Consider the following 17,871-nt stretch of genomic DNA (forward strand, 5'->3'; position numbering starts at 1 on the left):
GTGACCAGGGACATCAGAGTGCTCCATCTCGGCTTCGAGGATCCCCTCATGCCGGGAGCCGGAGGCGGATCGGTACGTACCCACCAGATCAACCGACGACTGACCGGTCTCGGCTTCGAGGTGACGGTCCTGACCACGACCTACCCCGGGGCGCAGGAGCGGACGCAGGACGGCGTCCGCTATGTACCGGTCGGTATCGGAAGGGGACGGAACCGCCTCACCCGGCTCCTCGGTTACATCGCTCGATTGCCGCTGGAAGCCCGACGGCGGCGCAGGAGTACCGACCTCGTGGTCGAGGACTTCTTCGCCCCGTTCTCGACCATGGGGGCTCCCCTGTGGACGGGCCGACCAACAGTTGGTATGGTGCAGTGGCTTCACGCCCGCGATAAGGCCAGGCAATACGGGCTTCCCTTTCACTGGCTGGAGCGACAGGGTGTCCTTTCGCATACGCACCTCATCGCCGTCTCACAGGGCACGGCGGACAAGCTGACCTCGCTCAATCCGGATGCCACCGTTGCAGTCGTAGGGAACGGTATCGAACTGGAGTCTCTCGAGGGCGAGGTCACGGTGGGCCGCCACGTCCTGTTCATCGGTCGGCTGGAACTGCATTTGAAAGGCATTGATCTCTTGCTCGCTGCCTGGGCAAAAGTAGTCCCGACGATCGGTGACAGGCTGGTCATTGCGGGAACTGGACCGGACGAACAGAAGATCGAGCATCTCATCGCGTCCCTCGGTCTTGCGGATTCCGTGGACCTGGTGGGCTGGGTCTCGGGGGAGTACAAGCGTTCCCTGGTGCATTCGGCACGTCTCGTCGTCGTACCGTCCCGCCACGAGACGTTCGGACTCGTGGCTGTGGAAGCTCTCGCCGCCGGCACACCCGTGATCATCTTCGACATCCCGTGCCTGCGGGAAGTGGTGCCCGCCGGCTGCGGGTGGTCGGTGGAGCCACTCGACGCAGGCGCCCTCGCCAGGGAGATCGCCTCACGATACGGACGCGAGGCGGATCTGCTCGATGCCGGTCACCGGGGCCGTGACTTCGCCCGCACCTTCGACTGGGATGCACAGGCACAACGGCAGGCGCATGTCTATCGGAGCGTACTGGCGGCACCTGTGAAGGCCTGACCGAAGGAACGCCCATTCCCTGAAGAGAGGCTTCCATGTTCACGAACGTGCCCCGACTGCAACGGTCGGTACTCACCGACCATCCGTGGTTATTTCTGTCCCCCCACCTCGACGATGCCGTGCTGTCCTGTGGCGCGCTGCTGAAGGAGAGCGCCGGAACGAGGGACATCACCGTCGCGACGATCTTCACGGACGTCGCAGCACCTCCCCATACCCACGCCGCCAGGTCGTTCATCGATCAGTGTGCCGCTCCTGACGCGGACGTACTCTTCGAGATGCGAAGGACCGAGGACCGGCACGTGCTGAAGCAACTGGGTGTGCGCCATATGCATGTGGGCCTCGCCGACGCACTCTTCAGGCAGCGTCAGCTTGCTCCCGGCTTCCGGTTCCTCGGGCGACGACTTCCCGAGCTCGCATACCGTTATCCGACCTATCGCTTCGACATCGCCCTGGGGCGTATCGCCAGGGGCGACAGGGCACTCATCGAGGATCTGCGATCGAAGGTCGCGGATCTCCTGGAGCACACAGGTGCGGAATTGCTGTTCTGCCCGCTCGGGGTGGGCCGGCACGTCGACCACGTGATCTCTCGTTTGGTCGGCAGCTACTTCCCTGACCATGTGGTCTACTACGCCGACTTCCCGTACAGCCTCTCCTTCCCGCTGGAGGAACGGTTCATTGGCAAATACGGACTGAACAGCGGCACCTGGGACCGTGAACTGGTCGCCAAGCAGGCGCTGATAAGAGGCTACGCGACCCAGGCAGACGCCCTGTTCCCCGATGGCCAGATTCCCGTGGTTCCCGAAACGTACTTCGCTTCTGCACGATGAGGTGAGTCGGGCGGCGAAATCAGCAGGAGTAGCCTTGCGCGTCGAGGCGGTCATCGAACCCGGGTAGGACACGGAACTCCCCGCTCCTGCACGCGGTGTTCCCCGAGATGACGATGTCGGTCAGATCGCCGGAGAGGACGACCGACGAACCGTCGTTGTCCTGGAACACGTTGTCCAGCAGTCAAAGATCAATTATGGCCCTCACCAGCGTAGTAGCTGGTCTGGACTCCCACTGACGATTCCCAGAATCAATCACCCGCGATCGTCAGCGCGTGCGAGCCATGCTCGAACTCCGCGATCCGCCTGGCCGATCCGATCGGTCCACAGCGGACGTCGTCGTGGAGGTGGGCGACATTGTGAATAGGTTCCCCCATGCTGTGAGCTACCAGTCCGTCACCCCATCAGTACCCGAACCGTAATGCACTCGATTGGCCTGCATCACCCCGTCGCTCGAGTCCATGATGTAGGTGCCGTCGAGCTGATCGCCCTTGCCGCTGGTGGACACCGACGGGGTGTCGTTGACCTCTTGCATCGCCCGGCGAGGAAGAGGCCGGCGGCAGCTGGGGACGAAGTCCTGGTCTCAGGAGGACTCACTTGCCGCCGGCCCCGATCGAGGGCCCGCTCTTACCGGGTAAGGGCACACGCCCTGTCACTGAACCTTGCATCGGCTCAACGAGTGCAAGACTATGCGGATGTCGAACCCGCTTCACGAGAAGCGACCACTCATGTTCCGGCGGCGTTACGGGAACTGGGGCCCTGTGCTACTTGCAAGGCATTGAAGCGCTACGTGCTTCACTCCAGTGGACGCGGGCGCCGCTTCGCCCTGCGCCCGCAGGAACCCCTCAGGCGATGCCGTCGAACAGACTCGTCACCGAGCCGTCGTCGAACACCTCCCGGATGGCGCGCGCGATCAGGGGTGCGATCGAGAGCACCGTCAGCTGCGGGAACCGCTTCTCGGACGGGATGGGAAGGGTGTTGGTGACCACCACTTCCCGGGCCCCGGACTCGGCGAGGCGGCGGGCGGCGGGGTCGGAGAACACCGCGTGCGTCGCTGCGATGATCACGTCCTTCGCCCCTGCGTTCTTCAGCACCTGCACGGCGCCCGAGATGGTCCCTCCGGTGTCGATCATGTCGTCGATCAGCACGCAGGTGCGCCCCTCGACCTGACCCACCACCTGCTTCGAGACCGCCTGGTTCGGCACCGTCAGGTCCCTGCTCTTGTGGACGAACGCCAGCGGCGCGCCACCGAGCCGCTCGGCCCACTGCTCCGCCACGCGGACACGTCCGGTGTCGGGGGAGACCACCGTGATGTTCTCGGCGTCGACCCTGGTGCGGATGTAGTCGGCGAGCAGCGGGATGGCCATGAGGTGGTCCACGGGCCCGTCGAAGAACCCCTGGATCTGCGAGGTGTGCAGATCGACGGACATCAGGCGGTTGGCCCCGGCCGTCTTGTACAGGTCCGCGACGAGACGGGCCGAGATGGGCTCGCGTCCGCGCCCCTTCTTGTCCTGCCGCGCGTAGGGATAGAAGGGTGAGACGACGGTGATGCGCTTCGCCGAGGCCCGCTTGAGGGAATCGACCATGATGAGCTGCTCCATCAGCCAGTTGTTCAGTGGAGCGGGGTGCGCCTGGATCACGAAGACGTCCGTCCCGCGGACGCTCTCCCCCGAGCGCACGTAGATCTCACCGTTCGCGAAGTCGTAGGCCGAGACGGGGAGCAGCTCCGTACCGAGCCAGGAAGCGATCTCCTCCGCCAGCTCCGGGTGCGCGCGCCCGGATGCCAGCACCAGTTTCTTCTCGCCGCGTGCCGTGATCTCGCTCATGACTGTCCGCCTTCGTGTGGTTCTCCGGATGGAACGGGGGCCGTGCCGGACCGTGCAGCATCGGCCGACGCCGTGCCCGGCCTGTTGGACACCGTCCAGTCCTCGATGGTGCGCTGCGACAGGACGCTGAGACCGAGCGCTCCGGCCGGCAGGTCCTTGCGGACCACTGCCCCGGCGCCCGTGTAGGCCCCGTCGCCGATCGTCACGGGCGCCACGAACACGGTGTTGGAGCCCGTCCGGACGTGCGAGCCGATCGAGGTGCGGTGCTTGCCGACGCCGTCGTAGTTGGCCGTGATGTTCCCGCAGCCGATGTTCGTGTACTCGCCGATCTCCGTGTCGCCCGCGTATCCGAGGTGGGAGAGCTTCGACCCGCGGCCGACGACCACGTTCTTGGTCTCGTAGAAGGCTCCGATCTTGCCGTCCTCCCCCAGCACGGTACCCGGACGCAGGAAGGTGAAGGGACCCACGCTGGCGCCCGCTCCGATGCGGGCGCCGCTGCCGTGGGTCCGCACGACGTGCGCGCCCTCCGCGACGACGACGTCGGTGAGCGTGGTGTCGGGACCGACCACCGCGTCCCGGGCGATCCGCGTCGCTCCGTGCAGCTGGGTACCCGGGAGGATCGTCACGTCCTCGTCGAGTTCCACCGACACATCGATCCAGGTGGACGCCGGGTCGACGATGCTGACACCTCCGCGCATCCAGCGTTCCAGGGTCCGCCGATTCAGCTCGGCACCCAGGCCGGCCAGCTGCACCCGGTCGTTGGCACCCTCCACCTGCCAGTGGTCCGCGACGAGCAGCCCCGCCACCCGTCCGCCGTCCGCGCGGGCGAACCCGAGGACATCGGTGAGGTAGAGCTCCCCCTGCGCGTTGTTCGCGTCGATGCGCTCGAGCCCGGCCCGCAGGGCTGCGGCGTCGAACGCGTAGATGCCCGAGTTGACCTCGGAGATGGCCCGCTGGTCCTCGTCGGCGTCCTTGTGCTCGACGATCGCGGTCACCGTACCATCGGCGGCCCGGAGGATCCGCCCGTACCCCGTGGGATCCTCGAGCTCCGCGGTGAGCACGGTGACGGCGTTGCGCTGCTGCTCGTGGGCCCCGACGAGGGCCTCGAGTGTGGTGGCCTCCAGCAGCGGCACGTCCGCGTAGGAGACGACCACGGTGCCCTCGATGGCTCCGGCACGCCGATCGAGCGCGTCGAGGGCCACCTGGACCGCCCGGCCCGTACCCGGCACGTCGTCCTGGTCCACCAGGAGCGCCGAGTCGTCGAGTCCGGCGACGTGGTCCGCCACGAGGTCCCGTTCGTGCCGCACGACGACGACGAGATCGCGGGGTGCGACTCCCCGGGCGGCGTCGAGCGCATGCGCCACCATGGACTGCCCTCCAAGGGGATGCAGGATCTTCGGGGTGCGTGACCTCATGCGGGTACCTGCACCGGCTGCCAGGACGATCACCGCCGACGGCCCGTCCGCCGCTCGATGCGGCCGTGCTGTCGGGTCTGCGCTCTGGTGGTTCACGAGGTGGGAACTCCTACCGATGGTCTGCTGGGGCGGTCCCGCGTCCGGCAGGGACGGGGTACCGGGGCTCTCGCCGTTCCGCCCATAGGATTCGAACCTATACTCCACAGCTCCAAAGGCTGGGGTGCTGCCATTACACCAGGGCGGACCATGCCGCGGTGCTACCTCCTGCCGGGGGCACCTGCGCACGGTTACCTAGTTTGCCACGGAGTTTCCTCCGCAGCGACTTCCCCCGAGGGCCCTCCCGGCCGTACGGCAAGCGCCAGGATCGTTGAAGCGGAAGGGCCGCCGCGCTAGATTCTGACCATGCGACCTCCCCGTCCCGAGATGTCCGACACCACCCCTCCCCCCGTGCCACCGACGCGGACACCGACGGGGCCCGTACGCCTCGCCGGCCGGTTGTGGTTCGGGAGCGTCGTGGTGGGCCTGGTCGCCGTCGTCCTCCGCGTCCTCGACCGGGAAGGCCCCCTGTCCTACCTGCGCCGGACCGCGGGCGAGCTCGATGCCGGGCTCGCGGACGCGGACCTCGAGACGGTGGCCCTGATCGCCTTCTGGGGCACCGTGGGGGCGCTGCTGGTCGTCCTCCTCGCGGAGGCGGTCCTGATCAGGCCGTTCCTGGCGGGACGCGGCTGGACCCGCTGGATGCTCGCGGTCCTGCTCGTCCTGAACCTAGGCTCGGTGCTTCTGGCGTCGGCGTTCCTCACGGACGACTCCGGCGGTCTCCAGTTCACGTTCGTGCTCCTCGTGGTCCAGGCGGTCCTGGCTGCCGCGGCCCTGCTCGTCGCTCTCCTGCCCGCCTCCTCGCGCTGGTTCCGGGAGGCCCGCGACGCCACGACCACGCACCGGCCCTGAAGCCTCCGGGCCGGTACCGGACGCCGAGGGCTCCGCAGGACGAACGTCGCGGAGCAGTTGCTCGCAGGAGCGGATCACCACCTGGCATGCCTCGAGCGCCCCGCGATCGGTGAGCGGATTCTCCGCGACCAGGCGCCACCGGCGCAGTTCCGCCAGGGCGGTGGACGCGACCTCCTCCCCGGCTGCATCGTCGCCGAGGGCCAGTCGGCGGGCGGCGGTGACGCCGGAGCCCCCGATGAGCCGCTCGGCATCCCGGGCGTCCCCGGCGCCCAGCGGGACGGCCCGGGACCGGAGGGCGGAGAGCAGCCTCAGCTCGCGGATCTGGTGCGCTCCGGCCTCGATCCTCTCGATCGACCCCAGCAGACTCCGGTCCTGCGGCGTCGGATGGGCGAGGACCAGGTCACGGACGGCCTGGAGTGCGGTCCGTGCCCGGAGCTGGTCCGAACGCGCCCTGAACTGGCGCTCGACGAGCTGCAGGAGCTGATCGAGGCCGCTGCGCCTGGCCAGTTCCACGGCCAGCTCCGACGAGGTGGCGACGCCCCCGCGTAGCAGGGCACAGGCCAATCGGATCCCGAACACGCCGAAGCGGTCCAGGAGGGAAGCACGCAGCGCCGCGTCCACCTGCAGTCCGGCATCAGGGCGCACGAAGCGGTCCGCCGAGAGCAGCAGTTTCTCGCGCGTGGGCCTGTCGAGGGCCGCGAGGGCCGCGAGGGCTCCGAACTCCTCCTGCCGCAGGGTCCGCGAACTCTGTGCCAGCAGACCCGCGACCGGGACGACGTCGAGGGCCAGCGCCCGCAGCGTGGGATCGGCGCGGTACCTGTCGGCGATACCCGCAGCCGAGATCAGCGAATCGATCCGCCCCGCCCCCACCTCGTCCGCGCGGGACAGCACGGCGAGGGCGTTGACGGTCCCGGAGCTGCCGGTGCTGTCGTCCCGGAACGCCTCGAGGAAATCGAGGTCGGACGCGTGCAGATGACGCATCAGGTAGATGACGGCATCGGCCTCCGAGGCCCGGTCCTCAGGGGTCAACAGCCTCAGACTGCGCTCCGAGAGGTCCGTGGAGAGCGACGCGATACCGGGCGTGTCGATCAGGGTCAGGTGGCGCAGGCTCTCGGCGGGCCATTCCACGACCAGTCTGTGCACCTCGTCGGAGCGCAGACCGCCGAGGTCGAACTGGAGCCGCCCGGCCACGCGGCGCACCGGCAGGAGCACCTGCCCGCCGTCGGTGCGGTGGAGGGTGATCCTCGGAGTGGCCGACCAGCGGTACCAGGTGACGATCCTGGTGCACTCACCCGTGTCGGTCGGCGCGATCTCCTCGCCGATGACGGCGTTCAGGAGGGTCGACTTCCCCGCCTTCATCATTCCCGCCAGGGCCACCCGCAGCGGCTCGTGCAGGCGCTCGGCGAGGTCCTCGAGCAGGGCGCCCACGACCGGGTCGTCGTCGTAGGCGGAGCGTGCCCGGGCGAGGAGCTGCTCGACGTCCGCGAGGGTGTCGGTCACGAACCGGCCTTCACGGCGTCCCCGGTCTGGTCCGGAGCGTGCACGACCTCGGGAGCGAGGGCTGCCGCCTGTCGCCGCAGGGAGGAGACCTGCTCGAGCAGTCCCTTCACCTCCCGGATGCGGTGCTCCCGGTCCTTGGCCTGGGAGGAGGAGATGCGCTGTGCCGCGGCGACGGAATCGGCCAGGGACCGGTGGTACTCCTCGGCGATCTCCGCGAAGTGGTCGCGGGTCTCGCGCTGGACGAGCCGCAGGCGGTCCTTGAGCTGTTTTCCGACCTGGAAGACGACGTCGTCGATCTGGCGTCGCACCATGGTCTTCGCCTCCGTCTGCCTGCGCTTCAGGCGGGCTTCCTTGTCCTCGCGGTAGGCCTTGCGTCCCAGGAGCAGGCCGGCACCGACCGACAGCGGATTGATCAGTGACATGCCGATGATGCCGGTGAGCAGGCCGAACATCAGCACGCCCCCGTACGAGCCGCGCATGCCGATCAGGACCTTGCCGGGCAGGCTCACCCTGCCCGGGTCGAGGTCGGGGACCTCCTCGACCGGCGTGAGGACGTCGTCGGTACCCGACACCTGGAGCAGCGGGAGGGGCACCTCGTCGCGTGCGAACAGCTCGGCGACCTCGCCCGCCAGCCACTGGGAGCGTTCGTTCGTCCACACGAACGTGTCGGACACCGCAGCGGCGACGCGCTGCTCCAGCCACTGCGCGAACTGGTCCCACACCTCCCCCGGATCAGCGGCGTCGATGGCCGTCTCGGCCTCACGCTGGATCTTGCGCAGGCGATCCCGCAGGTCGTGTTCCATGTCGGCGATCAGGTCCGACATGCCGTCGTTGAGGGTGACCTGCCAGCGCGCCGAACGACGACGCTGCTGGTCGGCTTCGGCCTTCGTCTCCTCGAGTCCGGCGAGGAGCTCCCTGACGCCGTCGGGATTCTCGAGGGCGCTGAGTTCGGTCCGCAGCGCCAGCTGCAGATGCTCGGCGGTCGAGAGCAGATCCTGGGCGACCGACCGCTGCTGGACCGCCGCGGCCTTCCCCACGATCTCGTGGAGGAGGTACGTCACGAGTTCGGGGAAGCCGGACTCCTGGTTGAGCTCCGCGTCGTTGGTCTGCGCGGCGTGCAGACGGAGATCCGACGAGACGGGGAGCAACGGCACCGAGGTCGCGTCGGCACGATCGAGATGCCCCCGATCGAGGTCCGCGATCCTCCTCCACTGGGGGTACAGATCCGTCTTCGAGAGCACGCACGCCACGGTGGGCACGATGCGCTGCGCCTGCTTCAGGAAACGGAGCTCGGGTTCCGTGTACTCCTGGGAGGCATCGGACACGAGGAGCATGGCGTCGGCCGTCGGCAGCGCCGTCAGGGTGGTCAGCGCGTGCGCCGAGTCCAGCCCTCCCACGCCGGGCGAGTCGATGATCGACAGTCCTCGCTCGAGGATCTTGCGGGGCAACCCGATCTCGGCGGCTGCCAGGCGCTGCTCGTTGCCCGGGTTGTGCCGCTCCGAGACGTAGTGCGCGATCTCCGCGAGCGGGATCTGCCGTCGCTCCGGTGGCCCGCCGTCCTGCCCCGCTGCGGACTCCCCACCTGCCACGACCACGACGGCGGAGGCCGGATCGCCCCAGCGGACCACGGTCGGGACCGAGGTCGCGATGTCGTCGTCCACGGGACAGACCGGCGCATTGACGAGGGCGTTGATGAGCTTGCTCTTGCCCTGCTTGAACTCACCGACGACGATCACCCTGACCTCCGGGTCGCCGAGCCGCCGGAGGGTCTGCTCCAGCCGTTGCCTGAGATCGCCTCGCTCCCCGACCACCACCAGCTCGATGGCACCCTCCACCATGCTGACCAGATCAACCATCGTGCAACCCCTCGTCCGCCGGATCCGGCAACGGTCCGGCCCAGCAGGAGTGCTTCCCGCTGGGCCGGACCGTTACCCGCCTGTCGTGTGCTCTCCTGCCTAGTGACCAGCCTCCTCCAGGTGGACGTCGGTGTCGACATCCAGGTCCAGCGAGTTGTCCTGGTTGAAGGAGTGGTCGTCGACCGAGGTGTACTCGTTCATCGAGTTGTCGTTGAAGGAGTCCTCGACGGTCAGCTCGGTGTCGACCGACTCGTCGTTGAACGAGTTCTCGACGGCCAGCTCGGTGTCGACCGAGTTGTCGTTGTAGGAGTCCTCGATCGTCGAGTTGTCGTTGAACGAGTCGGTGACGTCGACGGCCAGGTCCACCGAGTTGTCGGTGACCGAGTTGTCCATCGCCAGGGTGTTGCCGTTCAGCGAATCGGTGACCGAGTTGTCCGTGTTCGTGGAGCTGTCGTTGAACGAGTCGCTCGTCGAGTTGTCCGTGCTCGAGTTGTCGTTCAGCGAATCGGTGATGTCCACGTCGAGGTCCACCGAGTTGTCCGTGGTGGTCGAGTTGTCGTTGAACGAGTCACTGACGGAGTTGTCGATGTCGAGGGTGTTGCCGTTCAGCGAATCGTTGACCGAATTGTCGGTGTTGGTCGAGTTGTCGTTCAGCGAATCGGTGATGGCCACGTCGAGGTCCACCGAGTTGTCGGAACTGTCGCTGTTGTCCGAGTTGTCGCTGTTGTCGGAATTGTCGTTGTAGGAATCCGTGGCCGAATTGTCCGAGTTGTCGTTGTGCGAATCGGTGACCGAGTTGTCCGAGTTGTCGCTGTTGTCGGAATTGTCGTTGTAGGAATCCGTGGTCGAGTTGTCCGAGTTGTCGTTGTCGGAGTTGTCGTTGTAGGAGTCCGAGATGACGGTGGTCGTCGAGCTGTCGTTGTTGGAGTCCCTCGTGGAGTTGTCCGTCGAGTTGTCGTTGTTGGAATCCGTCATGACGGTCGTCGTGGAGTTGTCCGAGTTGTCGTTCCCGGAGTCCGTGGTCGTGGTGGAGTTGTCCGAGTTGTCGTTGTAGGAGTCGGTCGTGGTGCCGATCGCGACGCTGGCACCGCCACCCGCAGAGACGTTGGTGGAGCTGTTCTGGGAGTTGTCGACCGAGTTGTCCACGGAGTTGTCCACGGCCGCGTCACCGTTGGCTGCCACGGCGTGATCGCCGGACGCCACGTACGCGTCGTTGTCGAACATCTGGTTGACATCGCCGTTGGCCCAGATGTTCTGGTTCACCGAGCTGTCGACGATCGTGTCCCGGTCGTCCACCGAGGAGGTGTAGGAGTAGTTGTTGACCACGTGCATGAGCTGCTGGACGGCGTTCCCGTGGTCGCTGTCGTCGCCACCGGTCGCGGGGCTTCCCGGCGTGACCGGTGCGGTCGAGCCGCCCCCGTTGCCGCCCGAGCCTCCGGCACCGCCTGCTCCTCCGGCACCGCCCGCTCCGCCGTGGCCGCCGGCTCCGCCCGTGCCGCCGCCTGTGCTGCCGCCACCCATGCTGCCGCCGCCCTGACCGCCCGTGCCACCGGCGCCCATGCCGCCGCCGCCACCCATGCCACCGGCGCCCATGCCGCCGCCCGCGCTCCCGATGACACTCGGCGCCCCGCCGGCACCCGGCATCATCGGAGCCACGTCGCCGGAGGAATTGCCACCGGTCATGTAGGTGCGGTCGAAGGACGCGTTGACCGGTGCGTAGTCGAGGACGACCGGCATGACCGAGTCGACATCGTCCATGCAGACGCCGCCGAGTCCTGCTGCGGCGAGGGTGCCTTCGGGATCGGCGATGAACTCGTTGGCTGCATCGGCGTCGCGGAAGAGGTTCATGAGGAAGTCGAGCAGATCGTTCGCGAGAGTAGTCATTGGGAATCCTTCTCAGTGTCTCGGTACCGGTTCGGCACGGCGTCCTTGCCGGGCTTGATGCAAACCTATGATCGGGTCCGGCGCCGTGGCATCGGGGCGGTGCCCCCCACCGTGGCAGCCCCTGTTAGGGGATTCCGGGTCGGTGCATTAGGGGCTCATGGGGATGCGGCGCCCGCACCGGTGTCCTGGGTGAGCAGGCGAAGACGAGCGAGCAGGTCGGAACGGGTATCGGCGCCGAGGCGCCGCCGGATCCGGGCCACGTGGTGCTCGACCGTGCGGGGGGAGATGAAGACGGTCTCGCTGATCTCGCGGTAGGTGCGGCCCTGCACCACGAACGTCGCGATCTCGCGTTCCCGGTCGGTCAGGAAGGCGCCCGTGGGCTCGGCTGCCTGCGCGGCGTCCGTGGTGGCACGGGTGCGGGCGGGATCCGTGCCGTCCCGTGCGGGTCTGGGAGCTGCTGCTGCTTGGCGGCCTGCCGGAGCAGGAGTCCCGGAGGAGGACGTCGGCTGTGCCTGGGTGTGCTGCACCGTGCTCGACCGTCGCGGGATCGGTCGGAGATCGCGAGCACACGCGAGCAGGCGAACCATGTCGGTCCGGTCCGCTGCCCGGGCGGACGCATGGCCGACAAGCCGGGCGCCGTCCCATGCGTGGCCCACCTCGGCCAGTCCGCGCGCCGCGGCCTCGACGGCGTCCGGGTCGAACCGGCCGCCCAGCACCCTGACCCAGGCCCCACCCGCCGCGGCGTAGGTGCCCGCCAGCGGATAGTCCGCCGCTCCTGACACGAGGGCCGCGGCGTGCGGCGCGAGGCGATCGGGCCGTTCGAGCAGCAACTCGGCCTGGACGGCGCACCAGCGCAGGGGGACCGTCCAGAGCGCCGGCTCGCCGAGGCGTCCGAGGAGGGCCCAGGCTTCCTCCAGGTACGGCTCCAGGACGTCCGCCTTCCGCAGCCGTGCCGCGGCGATCGCGAGTTCACCCAGCGGCAGGAGGGAGAAGAGGTCCACCGATACGTGGAGCAGAGCCTCGCGGGCCCGTTGCCACCCGTGGACGAGGCCGGCGGTGTCATCGGTCCGCCGTGCGAGTCCGACCTGCAGCGCGCACAGCAGGACCTCGTCACGCGGGACGAGGTCGGCATCGGCCGTCGAGGCGTCGGCCATGAGTGCGCGCGCATCATCGAGCTGATCCTCGAGCATCGCTGCCCACGCAGCGATCAGGCACAGCCGGGCGCGCATCCCGCCCTTGCCCTGGCAGCCGTCGAGCGCTGCGGCGAGCACCGATCGAGCCGTGGCGGGGGCCCCCGCCATGATGGCGGCGAGTCCGGCCAGGGCCGCCGGTGATTCGGGGCTCGGCAGGAGGCGCCCCGATGCGGTCAGGGTGTCGGAGGCCCTCACCAGCAGGGGAAGCGCCCTCGGCGACGACCCGAGGCCGGCCAGTGTGCCCTCGGCGAGGAGCGTCGCCGCCACCTGGGTCAGCGACGGGGACCCGGTCGGGGACGGATCCGCGCAGATCCCTCGAGCGCCGTCAGGGTCTCCTGCTGCGACGAGCGCGACGACGGCCAGCGGATCCGGAGCACCCGGATCCCGGAGGGCGGCCCACCGGTGGACGTCGGCTGCACGGGACATCATGCCGCGCTGCGCCCAGACGCTCGCGGAGACCCGCACCGCCCGGGTGAGGTCGGGTGGGTCCGATGCGTGCGTACCGTCCTGCGTCCGGTCCTGATGGGCCGCGAAGTAGTCGTCGAGGATCCTGCAGGCGGCATCGAGGTCGCCCGAGGCTGCTGCGGCCTCGGCGCGTGCTGCGGCGAGGGAGTCCGGATCCGCGCCGGCGGCCACGGCGAGGTCGAACAGGTCCAGCGCCCGGTCGGGCTGGTCCACGAGAGCCTGTGTCGCCTCCTGGACCAGGAGCGGTGGCAGCCGCGGGTCCTGCAGTCCTCCACGGGCGAGGTCCCGGGCCAGACCGCCCAGCGGGATTCCGTGTTCGTCGTGCACGTCGATGAGTGACCGCTGGAGTCGTCGCACCTGGAAGATGTCGGCCTCACGCAGCACGCTGTCGAGCACGTGGGGCAGGGGCCGACCCCCGACCAGCAGGCCGTCCTCCGCAGCCTTCCTGACCAGGGACGGGAACGATGCACCGGCACCGCATCCGTGGGGTGGGACCGGACCGTCCGGACGGAATCCGATTCCCAGCGCCAGCACGGCCGCGCGGAGGCCGGGGTCGCCCGGGACGTGCCCGGCGCCGTCGGCCTCCGCGGTTGCACGGACGGGTTCGGCGTATTCGACGCGCATCGCTCATCCCTCCGCGGGGACGGGCGTTCCGACCGGGGTCGACGACGGTTCTGGTGGGGATGGCTGGACGGTGGGGTCCGCCTCAGCGCCATCGCCGGCCCCGCCTCCGGGGTTCGGAGCGGAGGGGGCCGGAGCGGAGGGTGCCGGGGCGGAAGGTGCCGGGGCGGAGGGGGCCGGCGTGGAAGGCTCCGGTGCGGGCGGCTCGGAGGGCGCGGGGTCGGGACCGGACGGTCCGGGGATCACCGGTGTGGTCGGGCCGGATGTGGGAGCAGGCGGCGTCGGGGCGGGTGACGTGGGTTCCGGCGCGACCGGGGGATCCGATGGGGACGGCGTGGTCGGTGGGGGTCCCATGGGCACGGTCGGCTGCCCCGGAGCGGGGGTGGGCCCTGGCTGCGACGGCGACGACGGCCGGGAGGACGGAGCCGGTGAACCGGTCGGCCGGTCACCTGGTGCAGTGGAGGGTGCGTCCTCGGAGGCACCCGAGGGTGCGCGCCCCGACGACGGCTCCCCCGATACGGGTCTCCCCCCGGACTTCTGCCCGGACTTCTGCCCGGACTTGCGCTCGGAGTCCGGTCCGTCCGCGGCCTGCCGGGTGGCGGCCGGCGAGGATCCTGCAGTCCCTGCACCGCGGCCGGCGGACTTCTTCGCCGACGGCCGGTCGGAGGGATCGCGCTCGTCCGCCGGGTCACCGGCTGCGCGTGATCCTCCCGGAAGGTCTCCATCGAGTGCCGCCTGCGCACGGTCGAGCAGCGTGGGGCCGGCGCCCGGGGTGGGACCGGCACTCGGGTCGGCACCCGCGCTCGGGGTGGCGCGGGCGGTCCTGCCGGCGCCCGGGGCATCGGACGTCGCCTGGGCGGCTTCCGCCGGGCTCCCACCGGCGAGGGAGCTCAGCGCCGAGAACGGCGTCGGCATGCCCGCCGCCGTCGCCGTCGCCACGCCGAGCATGGCCACGGCGCCGAGCACGAGTGCGGCCCTGGCTGCGGTCCGCCGATGCGATCCATGGGCCGGCCCGTGCTGAGCGACGAAGCCGTGCTGCGTTGCGCCGGCATGGGTCGGTGCCGGACGAGGCGGGCGTGCGTCGTCCTGTGCCGTCGCCGCGAGGACCGCGGGGGCCTCTGACGCCCGTTCCTCCTGGAGCGCCGCTGCGGCGAGCGCCGCTCCGAGGGCGATCGAGGCCTTCGGGTCGGCGTCGACGGCGAGGGGGCGGTCGAAGGCGCGGGAGAGGAGCTGCGCCACGAGCGGGATCCTGGAGGATCCGCCGATGAGCAGGATCGCGGAAAGATCAGCGGGGTCCACCCCGGCCCCGTCCAGGGCACCCCCGAGCGCTTCGACCGTCTCGTCGACGGCGGGCTCGATCATCGCCTCGAACTCGGACCGCACGAGGCGGATCCCGGCCTGGCTGCCCGGAAGATACACGGGAATGGTGGCGTCGGCGTCGGTGGACAGGGCCTCCTTCGCCTCCGAGCACTCCTTCCTCAACCGTGCCAGTGCCTGGAGCGTCTCGTCAGCCGTGGGGTCGAGCTCCGCGAACCGCTCCGGGAGGCACCGCACCACGTGGGCGAACACCTCCTGGTCGAAGTCGGCCCCGCCGAGCCGTTCCAGTCCTGCGGGTTCACCCAGGACGGTGAAGGTGTCCACATCCTTGACCAGGACCGTGGCGTCGAAGGTACCGCCGCCCAGGTCGTAGACGGCGAAGGTACTGCCCGGCGCCACCCGCTGCTGCCCGGCGTAGGAGAGCGCGGCGGCTTCCGGCTCGGTCAGCAGGATGATGTCCTCGATGCCGGCACGGGCCACCGCTTCCCGGATCGAGGTCATCCGGTGCTCGCCCCACGCGGCAGGATGCGTCACGGTCACCGAGTCCGCCGGACCACCCTCGCGTTCGCGGGCATGGTCGACCACATGCCGGACGACGGACGCGAGGAGATCCTCGGCGAGCACCGCATGCTCGCCCATCACCAGCGGGACGTCGTCACCCACGCGCCGCTTGAACTCGCGGGCGAGTCGGTCCGGACGGAGCATGCCGCGACGTTCCGCCGCGTCGCCGACCACGAACGAGCCGTCGTCGTCCACGAAGACCACGGAGGGGATGCAGGTCGCGCGGACGCCGAGCGGGAGGATCTGCGGATCCTGGTGCGCTTTCCCGACCCTCATGATCGCGGCGGCTGTATAGCTCGTTCCTACATCGACACTGACGTGATAGGACATTCTTCCCCCGGACGCGGTTTCCCCATGACCAACTGTCCCCAGCCAATACCGCTGCCTCCGGGCGGACAAGAGTAATTGCCCGTGCGCACTACGTGATCACGGACCGCGGATACCCGATTTCCGTGCTCGGGCCCACGCGGTGTCAGGGGACGCGCCCGCCCCTACCGGCGGGAGCGGGCGCTACTCCCCCAGGATCTCCGCGGTCTCCATCCACTGGGCCTCCAGGCCCTCGATCTCCGTCTGCAGCTCCTGCAGCCGGCCGTTGAGCTCCGCGAGGGACCCGAAATCCGCATCGGGCCTGGCCCCGGCATCGTCCATCTGCTGCCGCAGCTTCCCCTTCTGCGTGTCCACCTTGGTGATCTGCCGTTCGATGCGGGTGAGATCCTTGCGTGCCTGGCGGAGCTCGGCCTCGCTCGCGGTACTGCCGGACCCGCCGCTGACGGCCGGTGAGGCCGCGCTGCCGGTGGCCGTCAGGGGCCCGGCCGCGGTACGCAGCTCCAGGTACTGGTCCACCCCGCCCGGCAGATCGCGGAGCCTGCCGTCTCCGAGGAGTGCCATCTGGGAATCGGTGACCCGTTCCAGCAGGTAGCGGTCGTGCGAGACGACCACGAGGGTCCCCGGCCAGCCGTCGAGGACGTCCTCGATCGCCGACAGGGTGTCGGTGTCCAGGTCGTTCGTGGGCTCGTCGAGCATCAGGACGTTCGGTTCGCCGACGAGCAGCCGCAGCAGCTGCAGGCGACGCCGTTCACCGCCGGAGAGCTCGCTCACCCGGGTCCATTGCTTCTCGTTCGTGAAGCCGAGCTGCTCCACGAGCTGGCTGGCCGAGACCTCCTTGCCACCGACCGCGAAGACGCGCTTCTCGGACTCGATGACCTCGATGACCCGGCTGTCCCTCACGTCGTCGAGCTCGCGGACCTCCTGCGACAGCACGGCGGTCCGGACGGTCTTGCCCCGCTTGTACTTGCCGGACGTGGGTGCGATGTCGCCGTTGAGCAGCCGCAGCAGCGTGGTCTTGCCGGAGCCGTTCACGCCGACGAGCCCCAGCCGCTGTCCGGGCGCGAGGCGCAGCGTGATCCTGTGGAAGAGCGTGCGCTCCGGGGTCTGGCCGTCGGCGATGGTCAGGCTCACGTCCTCGAGATCCAGGACGTCCTTGCCGAGGCGGGACATCGCCATCTTGCTCAGGGCCAGCGAGTCCCGCGGCTCCGGCACGTCGGCGATCAGCGCGTTGGCGGCCTCGATGCGGAACTTCGGCTTGGCGGTCCGCGCCGGAGCGCCACGGCGCAGCCAGGCGAGCTCCTTCTTGACGAGCTGGACGCGCTTGGACTCGACCACGGAGGCCATCCGGTCCCGTTCGGCGCGTGCCAGCACGTAGGCGGCGTAGCCGCCCTCGAAGTCGTCGACGACGGCGTCGTGCACCTCCCAGGTGTGGTTGCACACCTCGTCCAGGAACCAGCGGTCGTGGGTGACCACGAGCATGCCGCCCTCGTTCGCCCGCCAGCGCTGCTGCAGGTGCCGGGCGAGCCACGACACGCCCTCCACGTCCAGGTGGTTGGTGGGCTCGTCGAGCATGATGACGTCGTCGTCCGCGATGAGGAGCTTCGCGAGCGCCACCCGCCGCTTCTGGCCGCCGGAGAGCGACGAGATCCGGGCGTGCCAGTCCACCTCGGAGACCAGGCCTCCCATGACGTCGCGGATCCGGGGGTTCGACGCCCACTCGTGGTCCGCCTGGTCCCCCACGATCGCCCGCCCCACCTCGAGGTCGCCGTCGAGCACGTCCGACTGGTCGAGATAGCCGACGCTCACGTCGCGCCGCTTGGTGACCCGGCCCGAGTCGGGGGTGCTGCGCTGGGCGAGCAGGCGCAGCAGGGTCGACTTGCCGTCGCCGTTGCGGCCGACGACGCCGATGCGGTCACCCTCCTCGATGCCGAGGGAGACCGAGTCGAGAACGGTACGGGTGACGAAGGCGACGCTGAGGTTCTCCGCGCCGATGAGGTGTGCCAAGGAAGGAC

The 17,871-nt window shown here is 69.3% G+C and carries 12 protein-coding genes and 1 tRNA gene; 2 read left to right on the top strand and 11 right to left on the bottom strand.

The window, feature by feature from the left end; translation table 11 throughout:
• Positions 1–1,122: a glycosyltransferase family 4 protein gene (locus tag Q0747_RS08225; RefSeq protein WP_298253443.1), complete on the top strand. Its 1,122-nt coding sequence runs from the start codon at positions 1–3 to the stop codon at positions 1,120–1,122.
• Between the two features lie 35 nt (positions 1,123–1,157).
• A complete protein-coding gene (locus Q0747_RS08230) occupies positions 1,158–1,949 on the top strand; it encodes a PIG-L deacetylase family protein (protein WP_298253445.1) in 792 nt (263 codons plus the stop codon).
• 19 nt (positions 1,950–1,968) lie between these two features.
• Here the strand turns inward: Q0747_RS08230 and Q0747_RS08235 are convergent, their stop codons facing one another.
• The 11 genes from Q0747_RS08235 to Q0747_RS08285 all read right to left on the bottom strand — a co-directional run bounded on the left by Q0747_RS08235 (position 1,969) and on the right by Q0747_RS08285 (position 17,863).
• Positions 1,969–2,118 (bottom strand): hypothetical protein, encoded by a 150-nt coding sequence (locus tag Q0747_RS08235; protein WP_298253447.1) that lies wholly within the window; start codon positions 2,116–2,118, stop codon positions 1,969–1,971.
• 213 nt (positions 2,119–2,331) lie between these two features.
• A complete protein-coding gene (locus Q0747_RS08240) occupies positions 2,332–2,481 on the bottom strand; it encodes a hypothetical protein (protein WP_298253448.1) in 150 nt (49 codons plus the stop codon).
• A gap of 310 nt (positions 2,482–2,791) precedes the next feature.
• Positions 2,792–3,772, bottom strand: a complete 981-nt coding sequence (locus tag Q0747_RS08245; RefSeq protein WP_298253450.1) for a ribose-phosphate diphosphokinase — start codon at positions 3,770–3,772, stop codon at positions 2,792–2,794.
• Positions 3,769–5,283, bottom strand: a complete 1,515-nt coding sequence (gene glmU / locus Q0747_RS08250; protein ID WP_298253452.1) for a bifunctional UDP-N-acetylglucosamine diphosphorylase/glucosamine-1-phosphate N-acetyltransferase GlmU — start codon at positions 5,281–5,283, stop codon at positions 3,769–3,771. Before glmU ends, Q0747_RS08245 begins: the two co-directional genes overlap by 4 nt.
• Before the next feature lie 76 nt (positions 5,284–5,359).
• Positions 5,360–5,431, bottom strand: a tRNA-Gln gene (locus tag Q0747_RS08255).
• Between the two features lie 521 nt (positions 5,432–5,952).
• A complete protein-coding gene (locus tag Q0747_RS08260; RefSeq protein WP_298253454.1) occupies positions 5,953–7,635 on the bottom strand; it encodes a dynamin family protein in 1,683 nt (560 codons plus the stop codon).
• Positions 7,632–9,491, bottom strand: a complete 1,860-nt coding sequence (locus Q0747_RS08265; protein WP_298253456.1) for a dynamin family protein — start codon at positions 9,489–9,491, stop codon at positions 7,632–7,634. The genes Q0747_RS08260 and Q0747_RS08265 overlap by 4 nt, the downstream gene beginning before the upstream one ends.
• Positions 9,492–9,590: 99 nt before the next feature.
• Positions 9,591–11,375, bottom strand: coding sequence for an IniB N-terminal domain-containing protein (locus tag Q0747_RS08270; protein ID WP_298253458.1), 1,785 nt, complete (start codon positions 11,373–11,375; stop codon positions 9,591–9,593).
• A gap of 155 nt (positions 11,376–11,530) precedes the next feature.
• A complete protein-coding gene (locus tag Q0747_RS08275; protein WP_298253460.1) occupies positions 11,531–13,657 on the bottom strand; it encodes a helix-turn-helix transcriptional regulator in 2,127 nt (708 codons plus the stop codon).
• Positions 13,658–13,660: 3 nt separating this feature from the next.
• Positions 13,661–15,862 carry an Hsp70 family protein gene (locus tag Q0747_RS08280; RefSeq protein ID WP_298253462.1) on the bottom strand — a complete coding sequence of 734 codons (2,202 nt, stop codon included), beginning with the start codon at positions 15,860–15,862 and terminating at the stop codon, positions 13,661–13,663.
• A 180-nt stretch (positions 15,863–16,042) separates the two neighbouring features.
• Positions 16,043–17,863, bottom strand: a complete 1,821-nt coding sequence (locus tag Q0747_RS08285) for an ABC-F family ATP-binding cassette domain-containing protein (protein WP_298253465.1) — start codon at positions 17,861–17,863, stop codon at positions 16,043–16,045.
• Positions 17,864–17,871 lie beyond the last annotated feature (8 nt).

It is taken from the genome of uncultured Arthrobacter sp. (assembly GCF_947493765.1).
Taxonomy (GTDB): Bacteria; Actinomycetota; Actinomycetes; order Actinomycetales; family Micrococcaceae; genus Arthrobacter_D.

Coding starts and splice junctions, on each gene's coding strand:
- Q0747_RS08230 (WP_298253445.1), top strand. CDS start 1,158: ATGTTCACGAACGTGCCCCGACTGCAACGGTCGGTACTCACCGACCAT.
- Q0747_RS08240 (WP_298253448.1), bottom strand. CDS start 2,481: ATGCAAGAGGTCAACGACACCCCGTCGGTGTCCACCAGCGGCAAGGGC.
- Q0747_RS08245 (WP_298253450.1), bottom strand. CDS start 3,772: ATGAGCGAGATCACGGCACGCGGCGAGAAGAAACTGGTGCTGGCATCC.
- Q0747_RS08265 (WP_298253456.1), bottom strand. CDS start 9,491: ATGGTTGATCTGGTCAGCATGGTGGAGGGTGCCATCGAGCTGGTGGTG.
- Q0747_RS08270 (WP_298253458.1), bottom strand. CDS start 11,375: ATGACTACTCTCGCGAACGATCTGCTCGACTTCCTCATGAACCTCTTC.
- Q0747_RS08275 (WP_298253460.1), bottom strand. CDS start 13,657: ATGCGCGTCGAATACGCCGAACCCGTCCGTGCAACCGCGGAGGCCGAC.
- Q0747_RS08280 (WP_298253462.1), bottom strand. CDS start 15,862: ATGTCCTATCACGTCAGTGTCGATGTAGGAACGAGCTATACAGCCGCC.